The organism is Collinsella sp. CLA-JM-H32 (genome assembly GCF_040098165.1).
Classification (GTDB): domain Bacteria; phylum Actinomycetota; class Coriobacteriia; order Coriobacteriales; family Coriobacteriaceae; genus Collinsella.
Window position 1 is genome coordinate 42,108 of the sequence record NZ_JBBNMZ010000003.1, and the last position, 21,815, is coordinate 63,922.

The window sequence follows — 21,815 nt, forward strand, 5'->3', positions numbered from 1 at the left end:
CTAACCGTTACAGATTGAGACAATTGCCGGGGAGGGGTCCCGTCACGGCAAGATGCCCGCTCCCTAGATACAGAATCCGGGGATCACACAGGTTCGTTTGTTTGGCTTGTCCGCAGGCGTTGCGTACGTAAAGACGTCGCCGTCGTGTCCAACGCGATTCAAATAGAGCGTGCCTTCGGTCTCCGATGAGTCGGGGCTCACCGTGCGCTCCCACCAGCAGGTGTCCTTGCCCTTCCACTGGCGGACCATCGTCTCGTTCGTGGAATACGGGCTCACCTTGAGCTCGCGGAACAGCTGGTACTCCTTGCCTTCGCCGTTGTAGATGTCTGCCAGGTACTGAAAGCCCTCGGCAAACGACTCGGGCGGCTGCACTCCGCACAGCTCGACCATGGCGGGCAGCCAAAGGGTCGCGGGCAGCTCGCTCAGACACGATGCGCTCCTGGCGGCGCCAACGTTATTCGAGATCTTTTTGACAGATTTGATGAGTGCGCGCAACTCGTTGGGCAGCAGCTTAAGGCCGTCGCCGTCGAGCCATTCCCGCAGCTCGCAATCTGCCCAGCCGGCGCTCGGCGGTTCAGCCGCAGCGTTGCGCTCGGCAATACCCGCGTCGAACATAAACGTCAGCCCGGCCTTGCCCGTACCGTCTAGAAGCTCGTCGTGGCGGATGCCCACGAGCTGCGCGCCGACGTGCAGCCCATTGGTGAGCTTCACGCGCTTAGTGCATGGATAGGGGATATGCCCGTTGTCATCGAGCAGATGATAGCGCTTGGCAATCTCGCGTGCCTCGCTACGGGTCTCGGCGGCCTTAATCTTGAGCGAAACCTCCTGCAGCTGATCCCAGGTGTAGTCGTCAAGTGAACCGCGGATGCCGTCCAGGTAGTCGGGGATGCCAAAGCCATGGGTTGCCGCCCCGATAACGCCAAGCCCCGCAACGGCTGCGACAACGCCACCGATAATAAAGCGGCGGCGGGTCATGGCATCGTGCCGGGCCTGCTCCAGGATCTCTCGCGCGCGCTCGCCGGCGACGTCGACCTTAAGGTGCGTGCCAGAATCGATATCAATCGCGGCCTCGTCTCCTGCGCCTTCGCGGCCCTCGGATTCGGCATCGGTGAGGTATGCCGAGAGCACCTCGAGCATCTGCTGCTCGGTGGGACGATCGCACTGCTCGACTGAGATGCCTTTCATGATGATCTGGACGAGCGCTTCATCGTCCTTGCAGCGCGGCTCGAGCGGCGCCGGCTTGGTCTTGGTCTTTATGAGGTAGAACGAGCCGGTTGCCGCGGCACCCGTCGACTCGACATCGAACGGTTTGCGACCGCTGTAGAGCTGGTACAGAATGCTCGAAAGCGCGTAGACATCGATTGCCGGCGAACGGCGAAGGGCCGCGATGCCTTCGATATCCTGCGTGAGCATCTCGGGCGCGGCGTATGCGGGCGTGGCAAAGCGCCAGATGTCGGCGCGCCGGGTGATCGTGTCGTCGCCGAGAGTCATGGTCGCGGAGCCCATGTCGATGAGGCAGGGGTCAAAGGAGCAATCGGCAATCTGCTGCTCGAGCGTTCGGCTGGTGGTGCGGAACATGATATTGGCAGGCGACAGGTCGCGATGGATGACCGGATTCACGAGGCCTTGGGTCATCAAGAGCGCACGAAGCACGGCATTTCCGACGGCGGCGACCATCTGGGTGGTCAGCCCGCCCGAGGCGTCGTGCGGAAGCAGGGGCAGCGCCTGCTTGAGCGAGATGCCCTCGACCCACTCCATGAGGATGAGCGGGTCATCCTCACACGAGCCGTAGCCATAGACGCGCGAAAATCCGCGCAGGTGCGAGACGGTACACAGATGACGGTACTCCTCGAACAGCGCAGCGGTGTTGGCCAGGTGCGCGGCCGATTGCTCGGCGGAGCGGTCGGGGGCTTGGCCGGAAAGGATAGCGTTGTCCTTGAGTAGCTTGACGGCAAAGACCTCGCCGCTCGTGTTGGTCGCGCGCAGCACGTGCTCGATGTTGCCGTTGTTGCGGTGGGCCGTCTGGAGAATAAGCGTCATAAACCGACGTTTGGCGTCGTCCTCGGCGCTGGGGTCGACCGCCACGGCGGTATCGAACGTATCGAGACGGATGAGTTTGTCGCCATAGGCGCTATCGGTAGTATCCATGGCGTTCCTTTGTCTGGCATGGGTTGCCGCACGTATACGTGAGCAGTGCGGATATCGGTAAAGTACCATGATAGCCGCACTGCCCACGTATACCGCTGAGCATTGTCGTTTACGACGCAGAAGGTAGAAGATGAAAGACGGACGGCGACCGTCTTCCGATCGCCGTCCGCGCTAGTCCACAATGACAAGGAATGTCGTGTAGAGACCCAGATGGAGCCTGTCGCTGTTTTCGATTTCCACTGGGGGATAGATCTTGCCGGGCTCGCGTTGGTCGCGCGGCGGCTCAATCACAATATCGCCGTCGCCTGCACCCGATTCGAGTACCGTGCCGTTGGTCGATCCAAGGCCCTGGGCGTACCAGTGCTCACCCTCAAGCCAAATGCGAAGATGCTCGCGCGATGCGTCGGCGCCCACATCGGTGATGCTGGGCGAGGTTTTGGGCAAGGATCCAATTACCGTGCCACGCGGATCGCGTGTGAGGGGATGGATTTGCATGTCGACGCAGTTGTCGGCATGTGTCCTGAGCAGACCGAGGTTGGGAGCGACGGCGTGCGGCTGATCCAGACTGCCCATAAAGCCACGTCCGACGGTAGTTTCGGTGGTGCCAAAGTGCCCACCCGTCTTGCTGTCGCAAAAGCGCTCGACGGTGGCCACGCCCTGAACGGGATCGGCGAGCGCCCCCGTTGCCACAAAGAGCATAAGGTAAAGCGTGCTTTTCTCACGCACGGCATTGCCGTCAAAGTTGTCGATGCGATTGAGGGCATTTGCATATAGGCGGCTGTCCAGCTTGTAGCTGGCGAGAGCCGACATCATTTCGTTGGCGGCCGGACCGCGATAGTGCTCGGCGATTGCCCGATAGGTGGACTCGCTGCCGCCGAGCTTGCTGCAGATTGCCGCGGAAAGGTTGAGCGTGGTGACGGTAAAGTCGCTGTAGATGGCGGGCGCGCACTGGTCAGGCTTGCGATGGACGATGTAACGGGTGAGATACGAGCGGTTGGAAGAGCATTTCTCGAGCAGGGTACTGCCGAGATAAGAGTTTCCATTGATGAGCATTCGGGCGATCTCGAGATGTTTAAGACCGCCGAACGAGCGAATATCGTTATAGAGGACCGAGCAAGGCGTCTCTGCTGCCACGGATACCTCCTTTGATTGCTTCCTAGCCAATATGGCGATAGGAATTAATGGCTCCCGGTGGGCGACGTATTAAATGGCTGCGCAATATACAGCGTAACCAAAGCAACATTATAGGCCACATGTTCGAAATTGCAGGAAGACTGAGAGATTTGGTTTGGACTGGACGGAAATCCCCCTCTGTCTTGTTCTGTAACATTTGGACCCGGTTTTGCCCTGCATCTGTTACAGATTGAGACAATCGGCCAGGCCCGCCCCGTCCGCCCCGTCATCTGTGGTTTACGTGGGGGCATACGGAGTACGGGTATACTAACCGGCGGCGAATCTGCTCCATCGCTTAGAGCTGCTGCGTCTGGACGGCGCGTGATAAGGCTGCCAAAGCGATCGCCAGCGTGCTGAGCAACGTCCTCTCTGTGCGCACCTGTTTTTGTATGTATTAGCGCACTACCAAGCACGCTCGCGCGGCCGCATGCCGTGCCCATAATGCGTGCAGATAAGGAACAACAACATATGCGTAATTCTGTATCCGACGTCACGGACGCCGAGATTCTGGACGAGGCCCGCGAGGCCATGACCCAGGCTGCCTTCGATGCTGCCGACGAGGCCAGCGCCGCCGAGACCGTCGAGTCCGCGACCGAGAACCTGCCCGCCTTTGACGAGCTGGGACTTTCGGACGAGATGCTTCGTGCCATCGAGAACCTGGGCTACACGGCGCCCACGCCCGTCCAGGCTGGCTCGATCCCCGTGGTGCTCGAGGGCCGCGACCTGCTTGCCGCCGCTCAGACCGGCACCGGCAAGACGGCCGCCTTCTTGCTGCCGACCATGAACAATCTGGAGCACATCGCTCCTCCCAAACCCGTGCACGAGCGTGGCGGCCGCAACCGCCGTCGCGGCGCCAAGAAGCCCGAGGGCAACGGCCGCGGCCCCGCGATGCTCGTTATCACCCCCACGCGCGAGCTTGCCCAGCAGATCGATGAGGTCGCCGGTAAGATTGCCGACGTCACCGGCCATGTCGCCGTGACCGTCGTGGGCGGCGTGAGCTACAAGCCGCAAACCGCGGCGCTCAAGTACGGCTGCGACATCCTGGTCGCCACGCCGGGCCGCCTGGTCGACCTGATCGAGCAGGGCGCCTGCCACCTGGACGAGGTCAAGGTGCTGGTGCTCGACGAGGCCGACCGTATGCTCGACATGGGCTTTTTGCCCGCCGTTCGCCGTATTGTGCGCGAGACGCCTGCCGAGCGCCAGACGCTGCTGTTCTCGGCAACGCTCGACGAGGAGGCCGTGGGCGAGATCACCGACCTGGTGAGCGACCCGGCCCGCGTGGAGATCGCGCCTGCCACGTCGACCGCCGACACCGTCGACCAGTTTGTGTTCCCGGTGTCCATCGAGGCCAAGAACAACCTGCTGCCCGAGTTCCTCAAAAAGGAGGGCCCGGAGCGCACTATCGTCTTCATGCGCACCAAGCACCGCGCCGACAGCTGCTGCCGTCGTCTGGAGCGCAAGGGCATCAAGGCCGCCGCGATCCACGGCAACCGCAGCCAGGCCCAGCGCGAGCGCGCGCTTTCGGCCTTCCGCGACGGCACCGTTGACGTGCTGGTGGCAACCGACGTGCTTGCCCGCGGCATCGACATTAGCGATGTGCGCTACGTCGTGAACTTTGACGTGCCGGCCGAGCCGACCGACTACATCCACCGCATCGGCCGCACGGGCCGCGCCGGCGAGCTGGGCTGGGCCATTACGTTTGTGACCGAGCAGGACGTCGATGAGTTCTACGAGATCGAGAAGCTCATGGACAAGACGGCCGACATCTACGAGGCCGGCGACCTGCATGTGGGCCCCAACCCGCCTGCCGTCGATCCCGAGCGCGATCCTGCGGCCTTTAAGGTGAAGAAGAAGACCAAGCGCGGCAAGTCCAAGAGCAAGAAGAAGCTTGAGCAGGCACGTCGCGACGGCAAGCGCAACGGCGACGATTACGGCGATGTGGCCGGTCGTTCCAACCGCGGTCGCGACGAGCGCCGCAGCGACGGCGAGCGTCCGAGTCGTCCCAAGCGTGGCGGTAAGACCCGCGTGCGCGAGGGCGTTCAGGCTCGCGTGGACGAGGCCGTGGAGAGCGTGGCTCGCGAGGTGGCTGCCGAGGAGCGCGGCGGTGCTGACGCCGTCAAGCAGGCCCCGCGTGGCAACCGTGCCGAGCGCCGCGCCAAGCAGTTCCAGGGCGAGGCGCATCGTCGTCGCCGCGAGGACGAGGACCGCGGCGGTCGTCGCCGTGTTGAGCGCGAGGACGAGGGCCGCGGTTCGCGCGGTGGCAAGCGCGGTTCGGGCGACCGCCGTCGTTCCGGTCGTGATGACGAGCGCGGTGGCCGTGATGAGCGTCGCGGCGGCGAGAGCCGCGGTGAGCGCGGTGGCCGCGGCGGCGAGCGTCGCGAGGGTGCTCGCAGCAATGGCGGCCGCGGCGGCGCTGGTCGTTCTAACGAGTCGCGCGATCGTCGTGACCCGCGTGCCAGCCGCGATCGTCGCGATGACTGGCGCAACTACGACGATACCCGCGAGGAGCGTCGTGGCGGCTATCGCGGCGGGCGTGGCGGCAACCAGGCCGGCTCCCGCGGCGGTCGTGCCGGCGGTCGCGATAACCGTGGCAGCTATGGCAACAATCGTGGCGGCAAGCGCGGCGGCAGCTCCCGTCGCCCCGGTGACGGCGGCGGCAAGCGCAAGTAACATACGCGTCGCACGCTAGAGCGAGGCGAACTAAGGGCCCCGAGCAACTACGCTCGGGGCCCTTTTGTTTGCCGCATCCGACCGTTGGTCCGGTGTGATTTGCTCAGGAATGCACCTGGAGGATGCTGAAGGCCCGTTTTCAGCCGTGCGGCAATGGGTCCCATGGGGTGCGCCGTGCATTTTTTGGAGTATTCTGCAGATCGAGTTGCCTGCATACGATTCGACGTCGCCAGCGGTGGCCTTCGGATATCCCTAGCGAGTGTTTTGAGTCAGACTTTTCCGTTTTCCGGTGCAAAGGTGTGTCATTCTCGTTATAGCGGAACCCAAAATGATGCAGCGCCCTACAGTTTTGCCCGCTCGCGGCGGTGTTGGCACGAGCGCGTTGCAGAATACTCCGTTTTTTGCACGGTCCGGGATGGGGTACCTCAGGAGAACACAGCGGTATCACGTAAATATATGCAATCTGTAACGGAAATTATGCAAATCGATGAGGCAGACAGCATAGTTTGGTGCAAAGGGGTCAGGTTAATCTGCACCAGGTTGGTGGAAACAAACCTGACCCCTTTGCGCTAAACCGGGGTGTCCCCGCGCGCCGTATACTCTGTCTAAGCATGCGGGCGGCTTGGTGTGTTACCAAGCGTAGGGGAGGATGTTCGATGAGCATGTTCGAAATTGTGTTTAGTCCGACGGGCGGAACGGAGAAAGTGTCTGGTCTTGTGACCGGGGCGCTGGATGGGAATATCGTTACCGTCGATCTGACCGATAGTGGGTTGGATTTCCACGGGGTCTCGATGGCGAAGGGCGACGTTGCGGTTATCTCCGTCCCATCATATGCTGGCAGGGTTCCAGCTGTGGCGGTTGAGCGACTGGGAATGGTGCGTGGCAACGGAGCTCGGGCTGTTTTGGTTTGTGTTTACGGGGGCCGCGCGTTTGAGGATACGCTTATTGAGCTGGAAGACGTTGCGAAGCGTGCCGGATTTAGGGTGGTTGCAGCGGTTTCTGCCATTGCCGAGCATTCCGTTGCTCGTCAGTTTGCTGCTGGGCGACCGGATGCGCAGGATGTGGCGCAACTTTCAGAGTTTGCGCAGCGAATCCGGCAAAAGCTACTGGACGGGGCTGCGTCCGAGCCCTCTATTCCCGGCAATCGTCCTTATAAGCAAGCTGGAGGCCACAGTATGGTGCCCCATGCAACGGAGGATTGCGTCTCCTGCGGTGCTTGCGCTGCGTTGTGCCCTGTCCGAGCTATCGACAAGGACGATCCAAGGCAGGTGGATGGCGAGGCGTGCATCTCCTGCATGCGTTGCGTCTCCGTATGCTCGCAGAATGCTCGCAAACTTGACCCTAACAAACTTGCCGCCGTTACCCAGATGCTGAGCAAGGCTTGCGTCGAGCGCAGGGAATGTGAGATCTTCATCTAACGCAAGCGAGATTGGTGCATTGGGGTCAGGTTAATCTGCACCAAGTTGGTGCAAACAAACCTGACCCCATTGCACCAGAGCAAGGAGTGTCCCTGGGTGCCGGCAGAAATGGAGTGCCCCTAAGTGCCGCATAAATACCGTTTATCGGAGAAAAAATACCGTTCGCCGGTCATAATGATTGTTCCGGCTTTGGGCTTGTCTACAATAACCTCAGTGAAAAGAAATGCGGAAGGTTACCGAGTCCCTTGGACGTGGGCCTAACCAAAGTCTTTGATCGCGTGCGTCTCAAGGGGCGCATTCGATTGATTTTGGTTGGGCTATATTTATGAAGGGACATGCCACCATGGGTTTCTTTTCTCGCCTGATGGGCGGTTCGGATGAGCAGACGACTGCGGCTTCCGAGTTCGAAATCCTCGCTCCCGTTTCCGGCGAGCTTGTTCATCTGGAAAATACCAATGACCCTGCTTTTAGCAGCCGTGCCGTGGGCGATGGCGTTGCCGTGGTTCCCCAAGAGGGAACGGTGTGCGCTCCTGTTTCCGGCACCGTCGCGGCGCTGTTTCCGACTGAGCACGCGCTGGGCATCATGTCCGACGACAGCTCTGCTCAGGTGATGCTGCATATCGGAATCGATACTGTTAAGCTTGAGGGCAAGGGCTTCCACGCGCTTGTTGCCCAGGGTGACCATGTCGACGCGGGCCAGCCCCTCGTCGAGGTCGATTTCGACGCGGTCCGCGCCGCCGGCTTCGATCCCACGGTCTTCGTTATCGTGTGCGAGCGCTCGGAGAACTCGACTCTTCGTGAGCATGCTTCCGGCCCTGTTGCTGCTAAAGAGCCTGTCATCTGGCTTTCCGAGTAAATTTTTGTGGTGGGTACCGTGGTTATCAAGCGAGTTTTTAACAACAACGTCGCAACGGTCACTTCGGACGATGGCTCCGAGCTCATCGTCATCGGTCGAGGCCTCTGCTTTGGCCGTCATGCCGGCGATGCCATCGACGAGGCGTCGATCGAAAAGACCTACGCGTTGCAGGAGGGAACTTCTCAGGACTCGCGTACGATTGACCGCTTGGCACATCTTTTGGAGTCCATCCCCACCGTCAACCTCGTGATTGCCGAGGACATTGTTCAGATGCTCCGTCGAGAGCTCAATGTTGATATCAACGACAAGATTCTCATTGCTCTCGCAGACCATATCAGCCTTGCTTTGGAGCGCGAGCGCAAGGGCGTCTCCTGTGAGAATCCGTTGCTGCTCGAGATCCAGCAGTTCTATCGCAAGGAGTATGCACTTGCGGGCCGTGCGCTGCAGATTATCAAGGAGTATATGGGCATCCAGATGAGCGAAGAAGAGCAGGGTTTCATTACCTTGCATATCGTCAACGCCACCATGCCGCAACGCTCCGACCGTTTGATTGTTTCGGTCCAGCTTGTTCGCGACGTGCTCGCGATTGTTTCCGAGCGCTATGCTACGACCCTCGATGACACCTCGTTGCCCTATGAGCGTTTCGTCCGCCACCTGCAGTTTTTCGCACAGCGGGCGCTTGACCCCACGGCCGGGCAAATCAATGGCGACGCGCTGTTCCGAATCGATGAAACGGCGTATCCGTGCGCATTCTCGTGCGCGGACGCCATAGCCGCCCACTTGTCGTCTACCTATAACGTTGTCGTTACCGATGCCGAGAAGAGCTATCTCGCATATCACATTGTTAACCTGCTTGGAGAACCTGGTCTCTAGGCATAACGTGCCCACACATCGATTGATATAAGGCAAGGCTCACGGTCTTGTCCAGGGCACATCTGTCTTAATTTGCGGAAAAGGAAGGGGAGTACCGCTATGACCGCAAAAAAGAAGTTCAATTTCAAAGCGCCGTTGGAGGTGTTCGCGAAGTCGATCGTCCAGCCGATGATGTATCTCTCGGTTGCCGGCATCCTGCTCATTGTGGGCATCATTCTGACCAACAAGACCATTTGCGCTTTGGTCCCCGTACTGGGCTCCGGTCCGTTCCAGCTTGTGGGCGCCGTTGTCTACCAGTCGCTGATGTTTATCATCAACAACCTCTCGATTCTGTTCTGCGTGGGCATCGCCGGCGCCATGGCAAAGAAGAACAAGGGCCATGCTTCGCTGATCGCCCTGATGTCGTTCTTCCTGTTCCTGCAGGCTAACAACATCGTGCTCAACGCCACCGGCTCTCTTGCCGATGCGAGCGGCATGCTCGGCCTTACCGGAACCGGCCAGGCCACCGTTATGGGCATCCAGGTGCTCGATACCGGCGTGTTCGGCGGCATCATTCTCGGTTGCATCACCGGCGCCGTGTTCAACAAGTACTCGAACAAGCAGTTCCCCATTGCCCTTTCGATGTTCTCGGGCGTTCGCTTTCCGTTCCTGATCATGATCATCATCTCCTGGATCATGGGCGCTGGCTTCTGCATCGTTTGGCCTCCGGTTCAGGGTGCCATCTCCTCCGTTGCCGGCATCATTAAGGAGTCGGGCAACATCGGTCTGTTTATCTACGGCATGCTCAACAAGCTGCTCGTTCCCACCGGTCTGCACCACCTCATCTACACCCCGTTCCAGTTCTCCGATGTGGGTGGCACCCTTACGCTGGGTGGTCAGGTTATCGCCGGCGCCTATCCCATCCGTGTTGCCGAGATGGCAATGACGGGTCAGCCCTTCTCCGATAGTACCTACTTCAACAGCTACACCTTCAACAATCTGTGGCCCTACATCGGCATCGGCCTCGCCTTTATCGTCACCGCCTACAAGGGGAACAAGGATAAGACCAAGGCCGTTATCATCCCGCTGATCATCACCGCCGTGCTCTCCTGCGTGACCGAGCCCATGGACTTCCTCTTTGTCTTTGCCGCTCCCGTGCTCTTTGTCGTTCACTCGGTTCTTTCCGGCATCTTCCTGGTCCTGCTCAAGGTCCTCTCCGTGCCCGCTTCGACTGCAGGCGGCATCATCAACATCGTGGTCTCCAACCTGGTCCTGGGCGTCGATAAGACCAACTGGCCGGTTATGCTGGTGCTTGGAGTCGTCAACGCCGCGCTGTACTTCTTCCTCTTCACCTTCCTTATCAAGAAGCTCAACCTCCACACGCCTGGCCGCGAGGAGGAGTCCGAGCTCGCCGAGTCCGTTGCCGAGGGCGAGGCCGCCGCGTCTGTCGCAGTGAAGCAGGGCGCCGTTGCCGCGGCTCCCGCAGAGGGCGTCGATGCAGGTATTGCCGACCTGGTCGCAGGTCTTGGCGGCAAGGACAACATCGAGGAGCTCGAGAACTGCTTTACGCGTCTCCGCGTGAACGTTAAGAACCCGGACCTCATCAATGAGGACCTCATCAACCACGTGCCCAACAGCGGCATCAACCGCAACGGCAATAATATCCAGATCATCTTTGGCATGAAGGTCGCCGAGATGCGCGACAAGGTCGAAAACGCAATTGAGAAGGAGCAGTAAACAATGATCATTACTCTGTGTGGTGGCGGATCCACCTTTACCCCCGGCATCGTCAAGTCCATCGCCCTGCGCAAGGACGAGCTCGACGTTGACGAGATTCGTCTGTACGACATCAACGAGGAGCGCCAGCGCAAGGTCGGCGTGCTCGTGGACTGGATTTTGCACGAGGACCTCGGCCTGGACATCAAGCTCACGGTGACCACCGACAAAAAGACGGCTTTTACCGACGCGAGCTTCGTGTTTGCCCAGATGCGCGTGGGCGGCTACGCCATGCGCGAGCAGGACGAGAAGATTCCGCTGCGTCACGGCTGCGTGGGCCAGGAGACTTGCGGTTGCGGCGGCCTTGCCTACGGCATGCGCACCATCTTCCCCATGGTCGAGCTGATCGATGACGTTGAGAAGTACGCCAAGAAGGATTACTGGATTCTCAACTACTCCAACCCTGCTGCCATCGTCTCCGAGGGCTGCCGTGTGCTGCGTCCCAACGCTCGCATCATCAACATCTGCGACATGCCGATCGCGATCATCGACGTGGTTTGCGCCGCGCTCGATATCGACAAGAAGGATGTCGAGTACGATTACTTTGGCCTCAACCACTTTGGTTGGTTCACCTCGATCCGCCACAAGGGCGAGGAGGTGCTCCCGCAGCTGCGCGAGTACATCAAGGAGCACCAGATCCTGCTGCCCGACTCCTACCTCAAGGGCATGGGCTCGCTCATGGCAAAGAAGCCCGAGGAGGCCACCGACGAGCATCCCGAGCAGAACCGTCACACCAAGGGCAGCTGGTACTACGTCTGGAAGGGCGAGTACGAGATCATGGAGTGCTTCCCGGAGTACCTGCCCAACACGTATCTGAACTACTACCTGCAGCAGAAGGAATTCGTCGAGCACTCAAACCCCGAGCGCACCCGTGCGAACGAGGTTGAGGAGACGCGCGAGAAGAACCTCTTCGACGGTATCGATCACTACGAGAAGACCGGCGAGATCGACGAGAGCACGTTCTATGCGGGCAGCCACGGCGACTGGATTGCCGACCTGGCCATCGCTCTGAAGAACGACACCAAGCAGCGCTTCCTGGTCATTTGCGAGAACAAGGGCGCCATCCCCAACATGCCCTACGACGCTATGGTCGAGCTGCCTGCCTACATTGGCAAGAACGGCCCCGAGGTCATCAGCCGTGACAACATTCCTCTGTTCCAGCAGGGTCTCATGATGCAGCAGCTGAACTCTGAGAAGCTCGTGGTCGAGGCTACGATTGAGGGTTCGTACGAGAAGGCGCTCAAGGCCTTTACGCTCAACAAGACCGTGCCTTCGATGAAGGTCGCCAAGGAGGTTCTCGACGACATGATCGAGGCCAACAAGGGTTACTGGCCCGAGCTTAAGTAAAAGCAACAGGGTCGCTGGCCGCATACCTAGAGCAATGCCCCGTCCACATGATTGCGTGGGCGGGGCATTGTCGTTTGGTAACGCGTTTTATCAAATATGGCATTTATCTGCGATAATGTTCATTTTCACCGCTGATGGTGACATTTCATACCGCCTGCCGAACTGCGTGGAGACCTAACAACTTTTTAGGTCAGTGTTGTGCGTGTAGCAATTTCGCCCGGCCTCGCCTCCGGGCTGCCATGTGAGAGGGGATCTTATGGCTCGACTGCACGTAATGGAACGCAGCCACGCTCAGGCCGTCATGGACGACCTGCACGATGCACTCGGACGTCGTCTGGCGGTGAGTTCACTCGCCCCGTGCCCCGTCGAGTTTACGGCGGCGCTCGTCAACCTGTGCTCCACCCAGAGCTGCGGCAAGTGCACGCCCTGCCGCGTGGGCCTGAGCGCGCTGAGCGACCTGCTCGCCGATGTGCTCGAGGGCCGCGCCGACGAGTCCACGCTCAACTTGATTGAGCGCACGGCCCGCACCATCTACCTTTCGAGCGACTGCGCCATCGGCTACGAAGCTGGCGCCATGGCACTCACGGCCATTCGCGGCTTCCGCGACGATTTTGAGCACCACATCCGCGAGCACTCCTGCGGCTTTGACCGCGAGGCTCGCGTCCCGTGTGTCTCGGGCTGCCCGGCGCACGTCGACATTCCTGGTTACATTTCGCTGGTCGAGGCAGGCCGTTATGCCGACGCCGTCAAGGTCATCCGCAAGAACAACCCACTGCCGCTCGTCTGCGGCTTGGTGTGCGAGCATCCCTGCGAGATGCACTGCCGCCGTGGCATGGTCGATGATCCCATGAACATTCTCGCCCTCAAGCGTTTTGCCGTTGAGCACAGTGACCTCAACGACCACAAGCCGCATGTAGTGGACAACACCGGCAAGCGCATCGCCGTGATCGGCGGCGGCCCGGCCGGCCTTTCCTGTGCCTACTACCTGGCCGTGATGGGCCACAAGGTGACCATTTTTGAGCAGCGCCACCACTTGGGCGGCATGCTGCGCTACGGCATCCCCAGCTATCGTCTGCCGCGCGAGCGCCTGCAGGCCGAGATCGATTGGATCTTGAGCGCCGGCATCGATGTTGAGCTCGATCACTCCGTCAACGGCGAGGAGCTTGTCCGCCTGCGCGACGAGTTCGATGCCGTCTATCTGGCCATCGGTGCCCATAGCGACAAGAAGCTCGGCCTTCCGGGCGAAGAGGCGCCCGGCGTGGAGTCGGCCGTCAAGATGCTGCGTGCCATTGGAGACGACGAACTGCCCGACCTGAGCGGCCAGCGCGTGTGCGTCATCGGCGGCGGCAACGTGGCCATGGACGTGGCGCGCTCTGCCGTGCGCTGCGGCGCCGAAAAGGTAAGCATCGTCTACCGCCGTCGCATCTGCGATATGACGGCTCAGGACGCCGAAATCGCCGGCGCCCAGGCCGAGGGTTGCGAGGTTCTGGAGCTTACGGCCCCGCTCGCTATCGAGACGGGCGAAGATGGTCGCGTGAGCGGCCTGCGCGTGCAACCGCAGATTATCGGCGAGCCCCGCCGCGGTCGTCCGGCTCCGCGTGCCGCCGCTACGCCCGAGCGCGTCATCCCCTGCGAGCGCGTGTTTGTCGCCATTGGCCAGGACATCGATTCCAAGCCGTTTGAGGACATGGGCATCGCCTGCAAGTGGGGTTGCGTGGTCACCGACTCGGACGGTGCCGTGCCCAACTTCGATGGCCTCTTTAGCGGCGGCGACTGCCAGACCGGCCCCGCCACCGTCATCCGTGCCATCAACGCCGGCCGCGTGGCTTCGGCAAACATCGACCGCTATCTGGGCTTCGACCACAAGATCAAGCTCGACGTGGAGCTGCCGACCGTTCAGTTTAAGGGCAAGCACGAGTGCGGCCGCTGCGAGCTGGGTGAGCGCGAGGCCGGCGAGCGTATTCACGATTGGAATCTGGTCGAGCAGGGCCTTACCGAGGAGGAGGCGCGCCAGGAGGCAAGCCGCTGCCTGCGTTGCGACCACTTTGGTTTTGGCGCGTTCCGCGGAGGGAGGAACCTGGAATGGTAGAGCTCAACAACCCCACTGTCAGCGATAACACCGAAAGCGGAGCACTCAATATGGTCAAGCTCACTATCGATAATTGCGAGGTCGTGGTGCCCGAGCACACCACGATCCTGGACGCGGCCAAGTCCGTCGGCATCCAGATTCCCACCCTGTGCTACCTGCGCGATCTGAACGAGATCGGCGGCTGCCGCGTGTGCGTGGTCGAGGTTGAGGGCTGCGACCAGCTGGTTGCCGCCTGCAACAACTACGTGCTCGATGGCATGGTGGTCCACACCAACAGCCCCAAGGCCCGCGAGGCGCGCCGCACCAACGTGCAGCTGCTGCTTTCGCAGCACGATTCACGCTGCACGAGCTGTGTGCGCAGCGGTAACTGCAACCTGCAGACCATTGCCAACGACCTGGGCATTTTCTATCTGCCGTATCAAAGGCATTTGGCGGGCGAGGGCTGGGATTTCGATTTCCCCATCATCCGCGAAAACGACAAGTGCATTAAATGCATGCGCTGCATCAAGGTGTGCGAGAGCGTACAGGGCCTAGGGATTTGGGACCTGACCAACCGCGCCACGCATACCGCCGTGGGCACCCGCGGGCGCGTGCCGATCGGCAAGACCGATTGCGTCGCGTGCGGCCAGTGCATCACGCATTGCCCGACGGGCGCGCTGCGCGAGCGCGACGACACCGAGACCGTGTTTGACGCGCTCGCTAATCCCGACAAGATCGTGCTGGTGCAGATCGCGCCGGCCGTGCGTAGTGCTTGGGGCGAGGAGCTCGGCATTCCGCGCGAGGAGGCAACCGTCGAGCGTCTGGCTTGCGCGCTGCGCCGCGTAGGCTTTGAGTATGTGTTCGATACCGATTTCTCGGCCGACCTCACCATTATGGAGGAGGGCTCCGAGCTGCTCGAGCGCCTGGGCGCCGCCGCTAAGGGTGAGGGCGACAGCCGCGGCTGGCCCATGTTTACGAGCTGCTGCCCGGGCTGGGTGCGCTTTGTGAAGGCACGTTACCCCGAGTTTGTCGACAGCCTGTCCACGTCAAAGTCGCCGCAGCAGATGTTCGGCGCTATCGCCAAGACCTACTACGCCAAGGTGCTGGGCGTGGAGCCCGAGCGTCTGTTCGTGGTGTCCGTTATGCCATGCACGGCCAAGAAGGCCGAGTGTGCGCTGCCGAGCATGATGGGCGAGGGCGGCGCGCCCGACGTGGACGTTGCGCTGACGGTGCGCGAGATGGTGCGCATGATCCGCGCGAGCCACGTGAGCGTTGACACGCTGGTCGAGGAGCCGCTCGATACGCCGTTGGGCTTTGGCACGGGCGCGGGTGTGATCTTTGGCGCCACGGGCGGCGTGATGGAGGCCGCCGTGCGCTCGGCATATTACCTGGTGACGGGCAAGAACCCGGATGCCGACTTCTTCACTGACGTGCGCGGACTCGAGGGCTGGAAGGAGGCCGTGGCCGATATCGACGGTACCAAGGTGCGCGTCGCCGTGGCGCACGGGCTGGGCAACGCCGCCCGTCTGCTCGACGCGATTCGCGACGGCCGTGTGAGATATGACTTTGTTGAGGTCATGGCGTGCCCGGGCGGCTGCGTCGGTGGCGGCGGTCAGCCCATCCACGACGGCTGCGAGCTGGCGGCTGAGCGTGGCCAGGTGCTGTGGAGCCTGGATGCGAAGGCGGACATTCGTTTCTCGCACGAGAATCTCGATGTCCAGGCGTGCTACCGCGAGTTTTTGCGCGCGCCGCTCTCGCCGCTGGCCGAGGAGTTGCTGCATACCGACCATCATGCCTGGTCGATGCCTAACGAGGGGACGTGCTAGCGATGCGCGCGTTTGATTTTGAGATGTCGCGCCGGGGGTTTGCCTCGGCGCTCGCCGCGGGCGCCCTGTCGCTTGCGCTCGCGGGCTGTGGCGGCGGGGCTGCCGGTGCCGGGTCTGCCGCGGGCTCGGCTGCCGGTGGTGCGGCGACCGCCGCGGAGCCCGTCGAGGTGCACGTCGCCTCGCTCAAGGGGCCGACCTCGATTGGCCTGGTGCAGTTTATGGACCAGGCTGCCGATGGCGAGACGGACAATAAGTTCGACTTTGCGATCAATACTGCCGCCGATGAGATTGTGCCCAAGGTCATTCAGGACGATATCGATATCGCCCTGGTGCCCGCCAACGTGGCGAGCGTACTCTACAACAAGACTGAGGGTGCGGTGCAGGTCATCGACATCAACACGCTGGGCGTGCTGAACGTGGTGACGGGTAACGCGGACGTTACTTCGTTTGGCGATCTGGCGGGCCATACTGTCTATATGACGGGCAAGGGCACCACGCCGGAGTACGTCATGAACTACCTGTTGGAGCGCGCGGGCCTGACCGGCCAGGTGGCGCTTGAGTTTAAGAGCGAGCCCACCGAGGTGCTCTCGGTGCTGCTTGCCGATCCGTCTGCCGTGGGCGTGCTGCCCGAGCCGTTCAAGACCGCTGCCATCGCAAAGAGCGAAGGCAAGCTGTCGGCGCCGGTGAGTCTGACCGATGTGTGGGATGAGCTGGCAGGCGACACGGGCTCCCGTTTGCTGACGGGCGTGACCGTGGTGCGTCGGGCCTTTGCCGAGGAGCATCCCGAGGCCGTGGCGGAATTCCTGAGCTGCCATGCTGCGAGCGTTGAGGACGTGAACGCGGCGCCGGCGGACTGGGCTCAGGCCGTGGTCGATGCGGGTATCGTGGATAACGCCGCGATTGCCGAAAAAGCGACTCCCGGGTGCATGCTCGTGTGCCAGACGGGGAGGGATATGAAGGCGGCGCTCGGTGGGTACCTGCAGGTGCTGGCCGATGCGGACGCGAGCGCCGTGGGCGGCAAGCTCCCGGCTGACGATTTCTACTACATGGAGTAGCCCGTGCGTGCGTTTGCTCGACAAATGGCAGAGCGTATGAAGGCGGTGGCGGCAGCAGGTGCCGTTGCCGCCTTTTGGCTTGCCGTGTGGGTGCTGGTGGCGGGTCTCGTGGCGCAGCCGTTGATTTTGCCGGGTCCGGGTGCTGTTGCCTTGGCGCTGCTACGCCTGGTGTGCGATGGCGGTACCTGGGCGATTTTGGCGGGCTCGGGCGCGCGGATACTGGGCGGACTGGTGCTTGCCGCGGTGTGTGGTGGCGTGCTTGCCGGAATTTCGTCGCGCTCGCGGGCGTTTGCACGCTTGGTGGCTCCGGCGCTGTCGTTTGTAAAGGCGACGCCGGTCGCCTGCGTGGTGGTCCTGTTGCTTATCTGGCTGGGGTCGGCACGCGTGAGCATCGCGGCGGTCTTTTTGATGGCGCTGCCGGGCGTGTATTTTTCGCTGGCCGAGGGGCTGGCTCAGGTGAATAAACCGCTGGAGCAGATGTTTCGCCTGCATGGCGTGCGGGGTTGGCGTCTGTTTTGTGCCCATACCTGGCGCGAGGTCCTGCCGTTTGTGCTTTCGTGTGCGCGTGCCGTGATCGGCATGAGTTGGAAGGCCGGCGTGGCGGCGGAGCTCATTGGCATGGCGACGGGCACCGCGGGCGAACGCATCTATCAGGCGAAGCTTTTGATCGAGACAGCGGATCTGCTGGCGTGGACCGTACTGGTCGTTGCTGCCTCGTGGGCGTGTGAGCGCGTGCTGGTGTGGCTGCTGCGGGCTTCGGGTTCCGTGGCATGGCGTGTGGCCGTGCGGGCGCATGGGCATGGACTGCGCGGGCGTGCGGGGGCCGCGAGCGATGGCGCTGCGGCGGAGCTTGCTCTTGCCGTGGGCGATCGTGCGTCCTGGGCGCCGGCGCTTGACGGTTTGGCGCTCAACGTGGCCGCGGGTGGGCGTGTTTGCGTGATGGGCGCTTCGGGCGTGGGCAAGTCGACGCTGCTCGCCCTGGCGGCGGGGGAGTGCGTGCCGTGCTCGATGGTGTTTCAGGACGCGCGCCTGGTAGAGGGCGCCTCGGCTTTGGATAACGTGCTGGTGTGTGCCGATGCGCGCGTGGATGCTTCGAGCGCTACGGCCTTGCTGCGCCGGTTGGTGCCGGGAATCGACGTGCATGCGCGCGTGGCCGAGCTTTCGGGTGGACAGCGCCGTCGTGTCGAGATTGCCCGCGCCCTGCTGTGTGGCGGTTGCGCCGTTATTCTGGATGAGCCCTTTACCGGCCTGGACGCCTCCGCGCGCGATGCGACGGCCGAGGCTGTACTCGACCTGCTCGAAGGTCGCATGCTCCTGCTTGCCACGCACGACGTCACCGATGCTCAGGAGCTCGATATTTTGGATGTCATTGCGCTTTAGAGGCCATCACAAGTTCTAACTCGACAACAAAATGATCCGTTTTCCTCTGTCCCCAAGGGATTAGTGTTTTGCCAGTTTGTGGTAGAACTAGGGAACGGTTCTTGAGGAGGCTGGCATGCTCAACGCGTTGGTGTGGACACTTGCTTGCTTAGGCGTTGTCGCGGCAGATATTGCCCTGAGCGTTGTTTTGTTTTCCGCTCTGGGCGTCGCGTCGGTGTTCATGGGCTTTTCGATTGACGGCCTCGATATTCAATTGCTTCAGGCTGCCGCGCAGACGGCGTCGTTTTTGATGGCACTGCTGTGGTGGCGTTATCTGTGGCCGCGTTCGTATATGGCGCGCTGGCAGGGCGAGCGCCCGCTTGGCGGGGGAGCGGGCAAGGCATGGAGGCGCATCGCCTGCGTTATCGTGATCGGCCTGGCCCTGCAGGTGGTCGTTGGCTACGTGACCGACGCCGTGCTGTCGCTGTTGCCCGAGGCGGCGGCCGATTACAGCGAACTTGTCGAGGAGATGGGCATGGGCGACACGAGCTATCTGGCCGTCCTGACTACGGTGCTCGGCGCTCCGTTTTGCGAGGAGCTGCTGGTGCGCGGTATCATTTTTGAGTTTTCGCTCCGAGCATTTAACCCGCAGTGCCGTCCGCTCTGGAAGCGCCGGCGTCGCGCGTGGGCGCAAGACGTCGCCATAGTGCCCTGGGCGGCGCCGGACAAGCGAGGCATCGCCGCGGCGATTGTGCTGCAGGCGGCCATCTTTGGCTTTATGCATATGAACTGGGTGCAAGGCTGCTACGCCGGCGCCGCCGGTCTGGTCTTTGGCTGGGTGCTCGTGACCACCGGAAAGCTCCGCTACACGATCCTGTTGCATTTTGCCTTTAATGCCGGGTCGTATCTCATGACGATGCTCTGGTTTGTGAACACGCCGCTCGACGTGGCGGTCACGGTTGCCATCGCCGGCATCATCCTCGTGGAGGCGATGCGCTCACTGCGCCACGCATGCGAGACGGACATAGCGACGGCACCGCTGCCTTAGTTGCGCCTGCCGCCTCCGTTGGCACCCTGACGCCCCTGAGCTGCACGGTTGCGCCCGGCAGTGTTCTGCGCGCGCGACATGCCGCTGTGCCCCTTGCTGCCCTTAGGCCCCTTGCCAGCGGCGCCACCGTGGGCCTTGCCGCCCTTCTTGCCGGTGCCATGCCCGCCGCCAGCAGACGTCTCGCCCGGGCGCGGCGGCACGGGACGGATCAGGCAATGCTTGGTGTAGCCGATCAGGTCGCGGCGGCCAGCCTTTTCCAGCGCCTCGCGTACCAGCTTGTAGTTCTCGGGCTTGCGATACTGGATGAGCGCGCGTTGCATGGCCTTCTCGTGCGGGTCGCGCGCTACATAGATCGGCTCCATGGTGCGCGGGTCCACGCCGGTGTAGTACATGCACGTCGACATGGTGGACGGGGTGGGGTAGAAGTCCTGCACCTGTTCGGGCATGTAGCCCATGTCGCGCACGGCTTCGGCAAGGTCCACGGCTTCCTTCATGGTTGAACCGGGGTGGCTCGAGATCAGATACGGCACCACGTACTGCTTGAGTCCGTATTCGCGGTTCAAGCGCTCAAATTTGCGGCAGAACGCATCGTAGACGGCGCGGCTCGGCTTGCCCATCACGGACAGCACCGCGTCGCTCACGTGCTCGGGCGCTACGCGCAGTTGGCCCGAGACGTGATGCTCCAGCAGCTCGCGCAAAAACTCGTCCGAGGCGTCGGCCATGGTGTAGTCAAAGCGGATGCCGCTGCGGACGAAGACCTTTTTGACACCCGGCAGCTGGCGCAGGTCGCGCAGCAGCTGCGTGTAGCCGCTTTCGTCGACCACCATGTTCTTGCACACACTCGGCCACAGGCAGCGCTTGTTCTTGCACACGCCGTGCTTGAGCTGCTTGTCGCAGGCGGGACGGCTAAAGTTGGCCGTCGGTCCACCCACGTCGTTGATGTAGCCCTTAAACTCGGGATCGCGCGTGAGCAGCTCGGCCTCGCGCATGATCGAGTCGTGGCTGCGCATCTGCAACACGCGGCCCTGGTGGAAGGTGAGGGCGCAAAACGAGCACTCGCCAAAACAGCCGCGGTTGGAGCTGATCGAAAACTTGATCTCGGCAAAGGCCGGCACGCCGCCCGCCGCGTCGTAGTCGGGATGCCAATCGCGTGCGTAGGGGAGTTCGGCCACCTCGTCCATCTCGTCGGTGGTGAGTGTCGTCGACGGCGGGTTTTGCACCACATAGACGCTGTTGGGATAGGGCTCTACCAGGCGATGGCCGGTGATGGGGTCCATATTCTGCTGCTGCACGTTAAAGCTGCGCGCGTAGTTGAGCTTGTCGGCGGCAAGATCGTCCCAGCTGGGCAGCAGGTCGTAGTCGTAGACCTCGTCGAGCGAGTTGGTGCGGTAGACGGTGCCGTTGATATAGGTAATCTGGTCGACGGGCAGTCCCGCGTCGAGCGCGTCGGCGATCTCGACAATCGCGTGCTCGCCCATGCCGTAGATGAGGATGTCGGCGCCCGAGTCGAGCAGCACCGAGCGCTTGAGCTTGTCCTGCCAGTAGTCGTAGTGGGCCAGGCGACGCAGGCTTGCCTCGATGCCACCGATAATGATGGGGGCGTCTTTAAACGTCTGGCGGATGAGGTTGCCGTAGACCGTGACGGCGCGATTGGGACGGCGCCCCTCTTCGCCACCGGGGGTATAGGCGTCGGTGTGGCGGCGATGCTTGGTCACCGAATAGTGGTTGACCATAGAGTCCATGTTGCCGGCACTGACGAGAAAGCCTAGGCGCGGCTCGCCGAGCACGGTGATGCTGGCGGGGTCGGTCCAGTCGGGTTGGCAGATGATGCCCACTTTGTAGCCGTGCGCGTCGAGGACGCGGCTGATGATGGCCATGCCAAAGCTGGGATGGTCCACGTAGGCGTCGCCGCAGATGTAGACAAAGTCGCACTGGTCCCAGCCGCGTGCATCCATGTCGGCTCGACTGACGGGGAGGAATTTATCACGGCCCGGGCGCCAGGGGCGGGCGGGCGCTGCCGGGGTATGAGCGGCGTGGCCGCCCTGGGCCTTGCCGCCACGCTTTTGCTGCTGGCCCTGTTTGCCCTGCTGACTGCGCTGGTTGTTCTGAGCGTGCTGAGGCTTTTTTGCCACGATCCCTCCCGGTGTTTGTATGCTGCACGTAATTGTAACCAGTCTTTTTGGGGCGGGGCTAAAAAGACTGGGGGAGTACATGAGCTG

General features: G+C 61.9%; 14 protein-coding genes. 11 read left to right on the top strand and 3 right to left on the bottom strand.

All coding sequences use genetic code 11. From position 1 onward, the window contains the following. Positions 1-63 precede the first annotated feature (63 nt). Positions 64-2,148, bottom strand: a complete 2,085-nt coding sequence (locus tag AAA021_RS02420; protein WP_349087802.1) for a DUF6273 domain-containing protein — start codon at positions 2,146-2,148, stop codon at positions 64-66. 171 nt (positions 2,149-2,319) lie between these two features. Beyond that, complete coding sequence (locus tag AAA021_RS02425; protein ID WP_349087803.1) at positions 2,320-3,282, bottom strand: FHA domain-containing protein; 963 nt, start codon at positions 3,280-3,282, stop codon at positions 2,320-2,322. Between the two features lie 507 nt (positions 3,283-3,789). On the opposite strand from AAA021_RS02425, the gene AAA021_RS02430 reads away from it, so the two are divergent. The 11 genes from AAA021_RS02430 (at position 3,790) to AAA021_RS02480 (ending at position 19,596) form a co-directional block, all read left to right on the top strand. After that, positions 3,790-5,991 (top strand): DEAD/DEAH box helicase, encoded by a 2,202-nt coding sequence (locus AAA021_RS02430; protein ID WP_349087805.1) that lies wholly within the window; start codon positions 3,790-3,792, stop codon positions 5,989-5,991. Positions 5,992-6,647: 656 nt separating this feature from the next. Next, positions 6,648-7,409, top strand: coding sequence for a 4Fe-4S binding protein (locus AAA021_RS02435; protein ID WP_349087807.1), 762 nt, complete (start codon positions 6,648-6,650; stop codon positions 7,407-7,409). Positions 7,410-7,752: 343 nt separating this feature from the next. Continuing rightward, on the top strand, positions 7,753-8,265 hold the full coding sequence (locus tag AAA021_RS02440) for a PTS glucose transporter subunit IIA (protein ID WP_022094316.1): 513 nt from the start codon (positions 7,753-7,755) through the stop codon (positions 8,263-8,265). 18 nt (positions 8,266-8,283) lie between these two features. Then, positions 8,284-9,138 carry a PRD domain-containing protein gene (locus tag AAA021_RS02445; protein WP_349087808.1) on the top strand — a complete coding sequence of 285 codons (855 nt, stop codon included), beginning with the start codon at positions 8,284-8,286 and terminating at the stop codon, positions 9,136-9,138. A gap of 99 nt (positions 9,139-9,237) precedes the next feature. After that, positions 9,238-10,854, top strand: coding sequence for a PTS transporter subunit EIIC (locus AAA021_RS02450; RefSeq protein ID WP_343006291.1), 1,617 nt, complete (start codon positions 9,238-9,240; stop codon positions 10,852-10,854). A gap of 3 nt (positions 10,855-10,857) precedes the next feature. After that, on the top strand, positions 10,858-12,240 hold the full coding sequence (locus AAA021_RS02455; protein WP_225093779.1) for a 6-phospho-alpha-glucosidase: 1,383 nt from the start codon (positions 10,858-10,860) through the stop codon (positions 12,238-12,240). Positions 12,241-12,496: 256 nt separating this feature from the next. Continuing rightward, the gene (locus AAA021_RS02460; protein WP_117769501.1) at positions 12,497-14,329 is read left to right on the top strand and encodes an NAD(P)-binding protein; all 1,833 of its coding nucleotides are present in this window, start codon (positions 12,497-12,499) and stop codon (positions 14,327-14,329) included. Positions 14,330-14,379: 50 nt separating this feature from the next. Beyond that, positions 14,380-16,134 (top strand): [FeFe] hydrogenase, group A, encoded by a 1,755-nt coding sequence (locus AAA021_RS02465; RefSeq protein WP_349087932.1) that lies wholly within the window; start codon positions 14,380-14,382, stop codon positions 16,132-16,134. Positions 16,135-16,136: 2 nt separating this feature from the next. After that, positions 16,137-17,189 (top strand): ABC transporter substrate-binding protein, encoded by a 1,053-nt coding sequence (locus AAA021_RS02470; RefSeq protein WP_349087809.1) that lies wholly within the window; start codon positions 16,137-16,139, stop codon positions 17,187-17,189. Positions 17,190-17,192: 3 nt separating this feature from the next. Continuing rightward, a complete protein-coding gene (locus AAA021_RS02475; RefSeq protein ID WP_349087810.1) occupies positions 17,193-18,569 on the top strand; it encodes an ATP-binding cassette domain-containing protein in 1,377 nt (458 codons plus the stop codon). 115 nt (positions 18,570-18,684) lie between these two features. Beyond that, positions 18,685-19,596, top strand: coding sequence for a type II CAAX endopeptidase family protein (locus AAA021_RS02480; RefSeq protein WP_349087811.1), 912 nt, complete (start codon positions 18,685-18,687; stop codon positions 19,594-19,596). Here AAA021_RS02480 and AAA021_RS02485 read toward each other — a convergent pair. Continuing rightward, positions 19,593-21,728 (bottom strand): YgiQ family radical SAM protein, encoded by a 2,136-nt coding sequence (locus AAA021_RS02485; RefSeq protein ID WP_349087812.1) that lies wholly within the window; start codon positions 21,726-21,728, stop codon positions 19,593-19,595. The two genes, AAA021_RS02480 and AAA021_RS02485, sit on opposite strands and share 4 nt — an antisense overlap. Positions 21,729-21,815 lie beyond the last annotated feature (87 nt).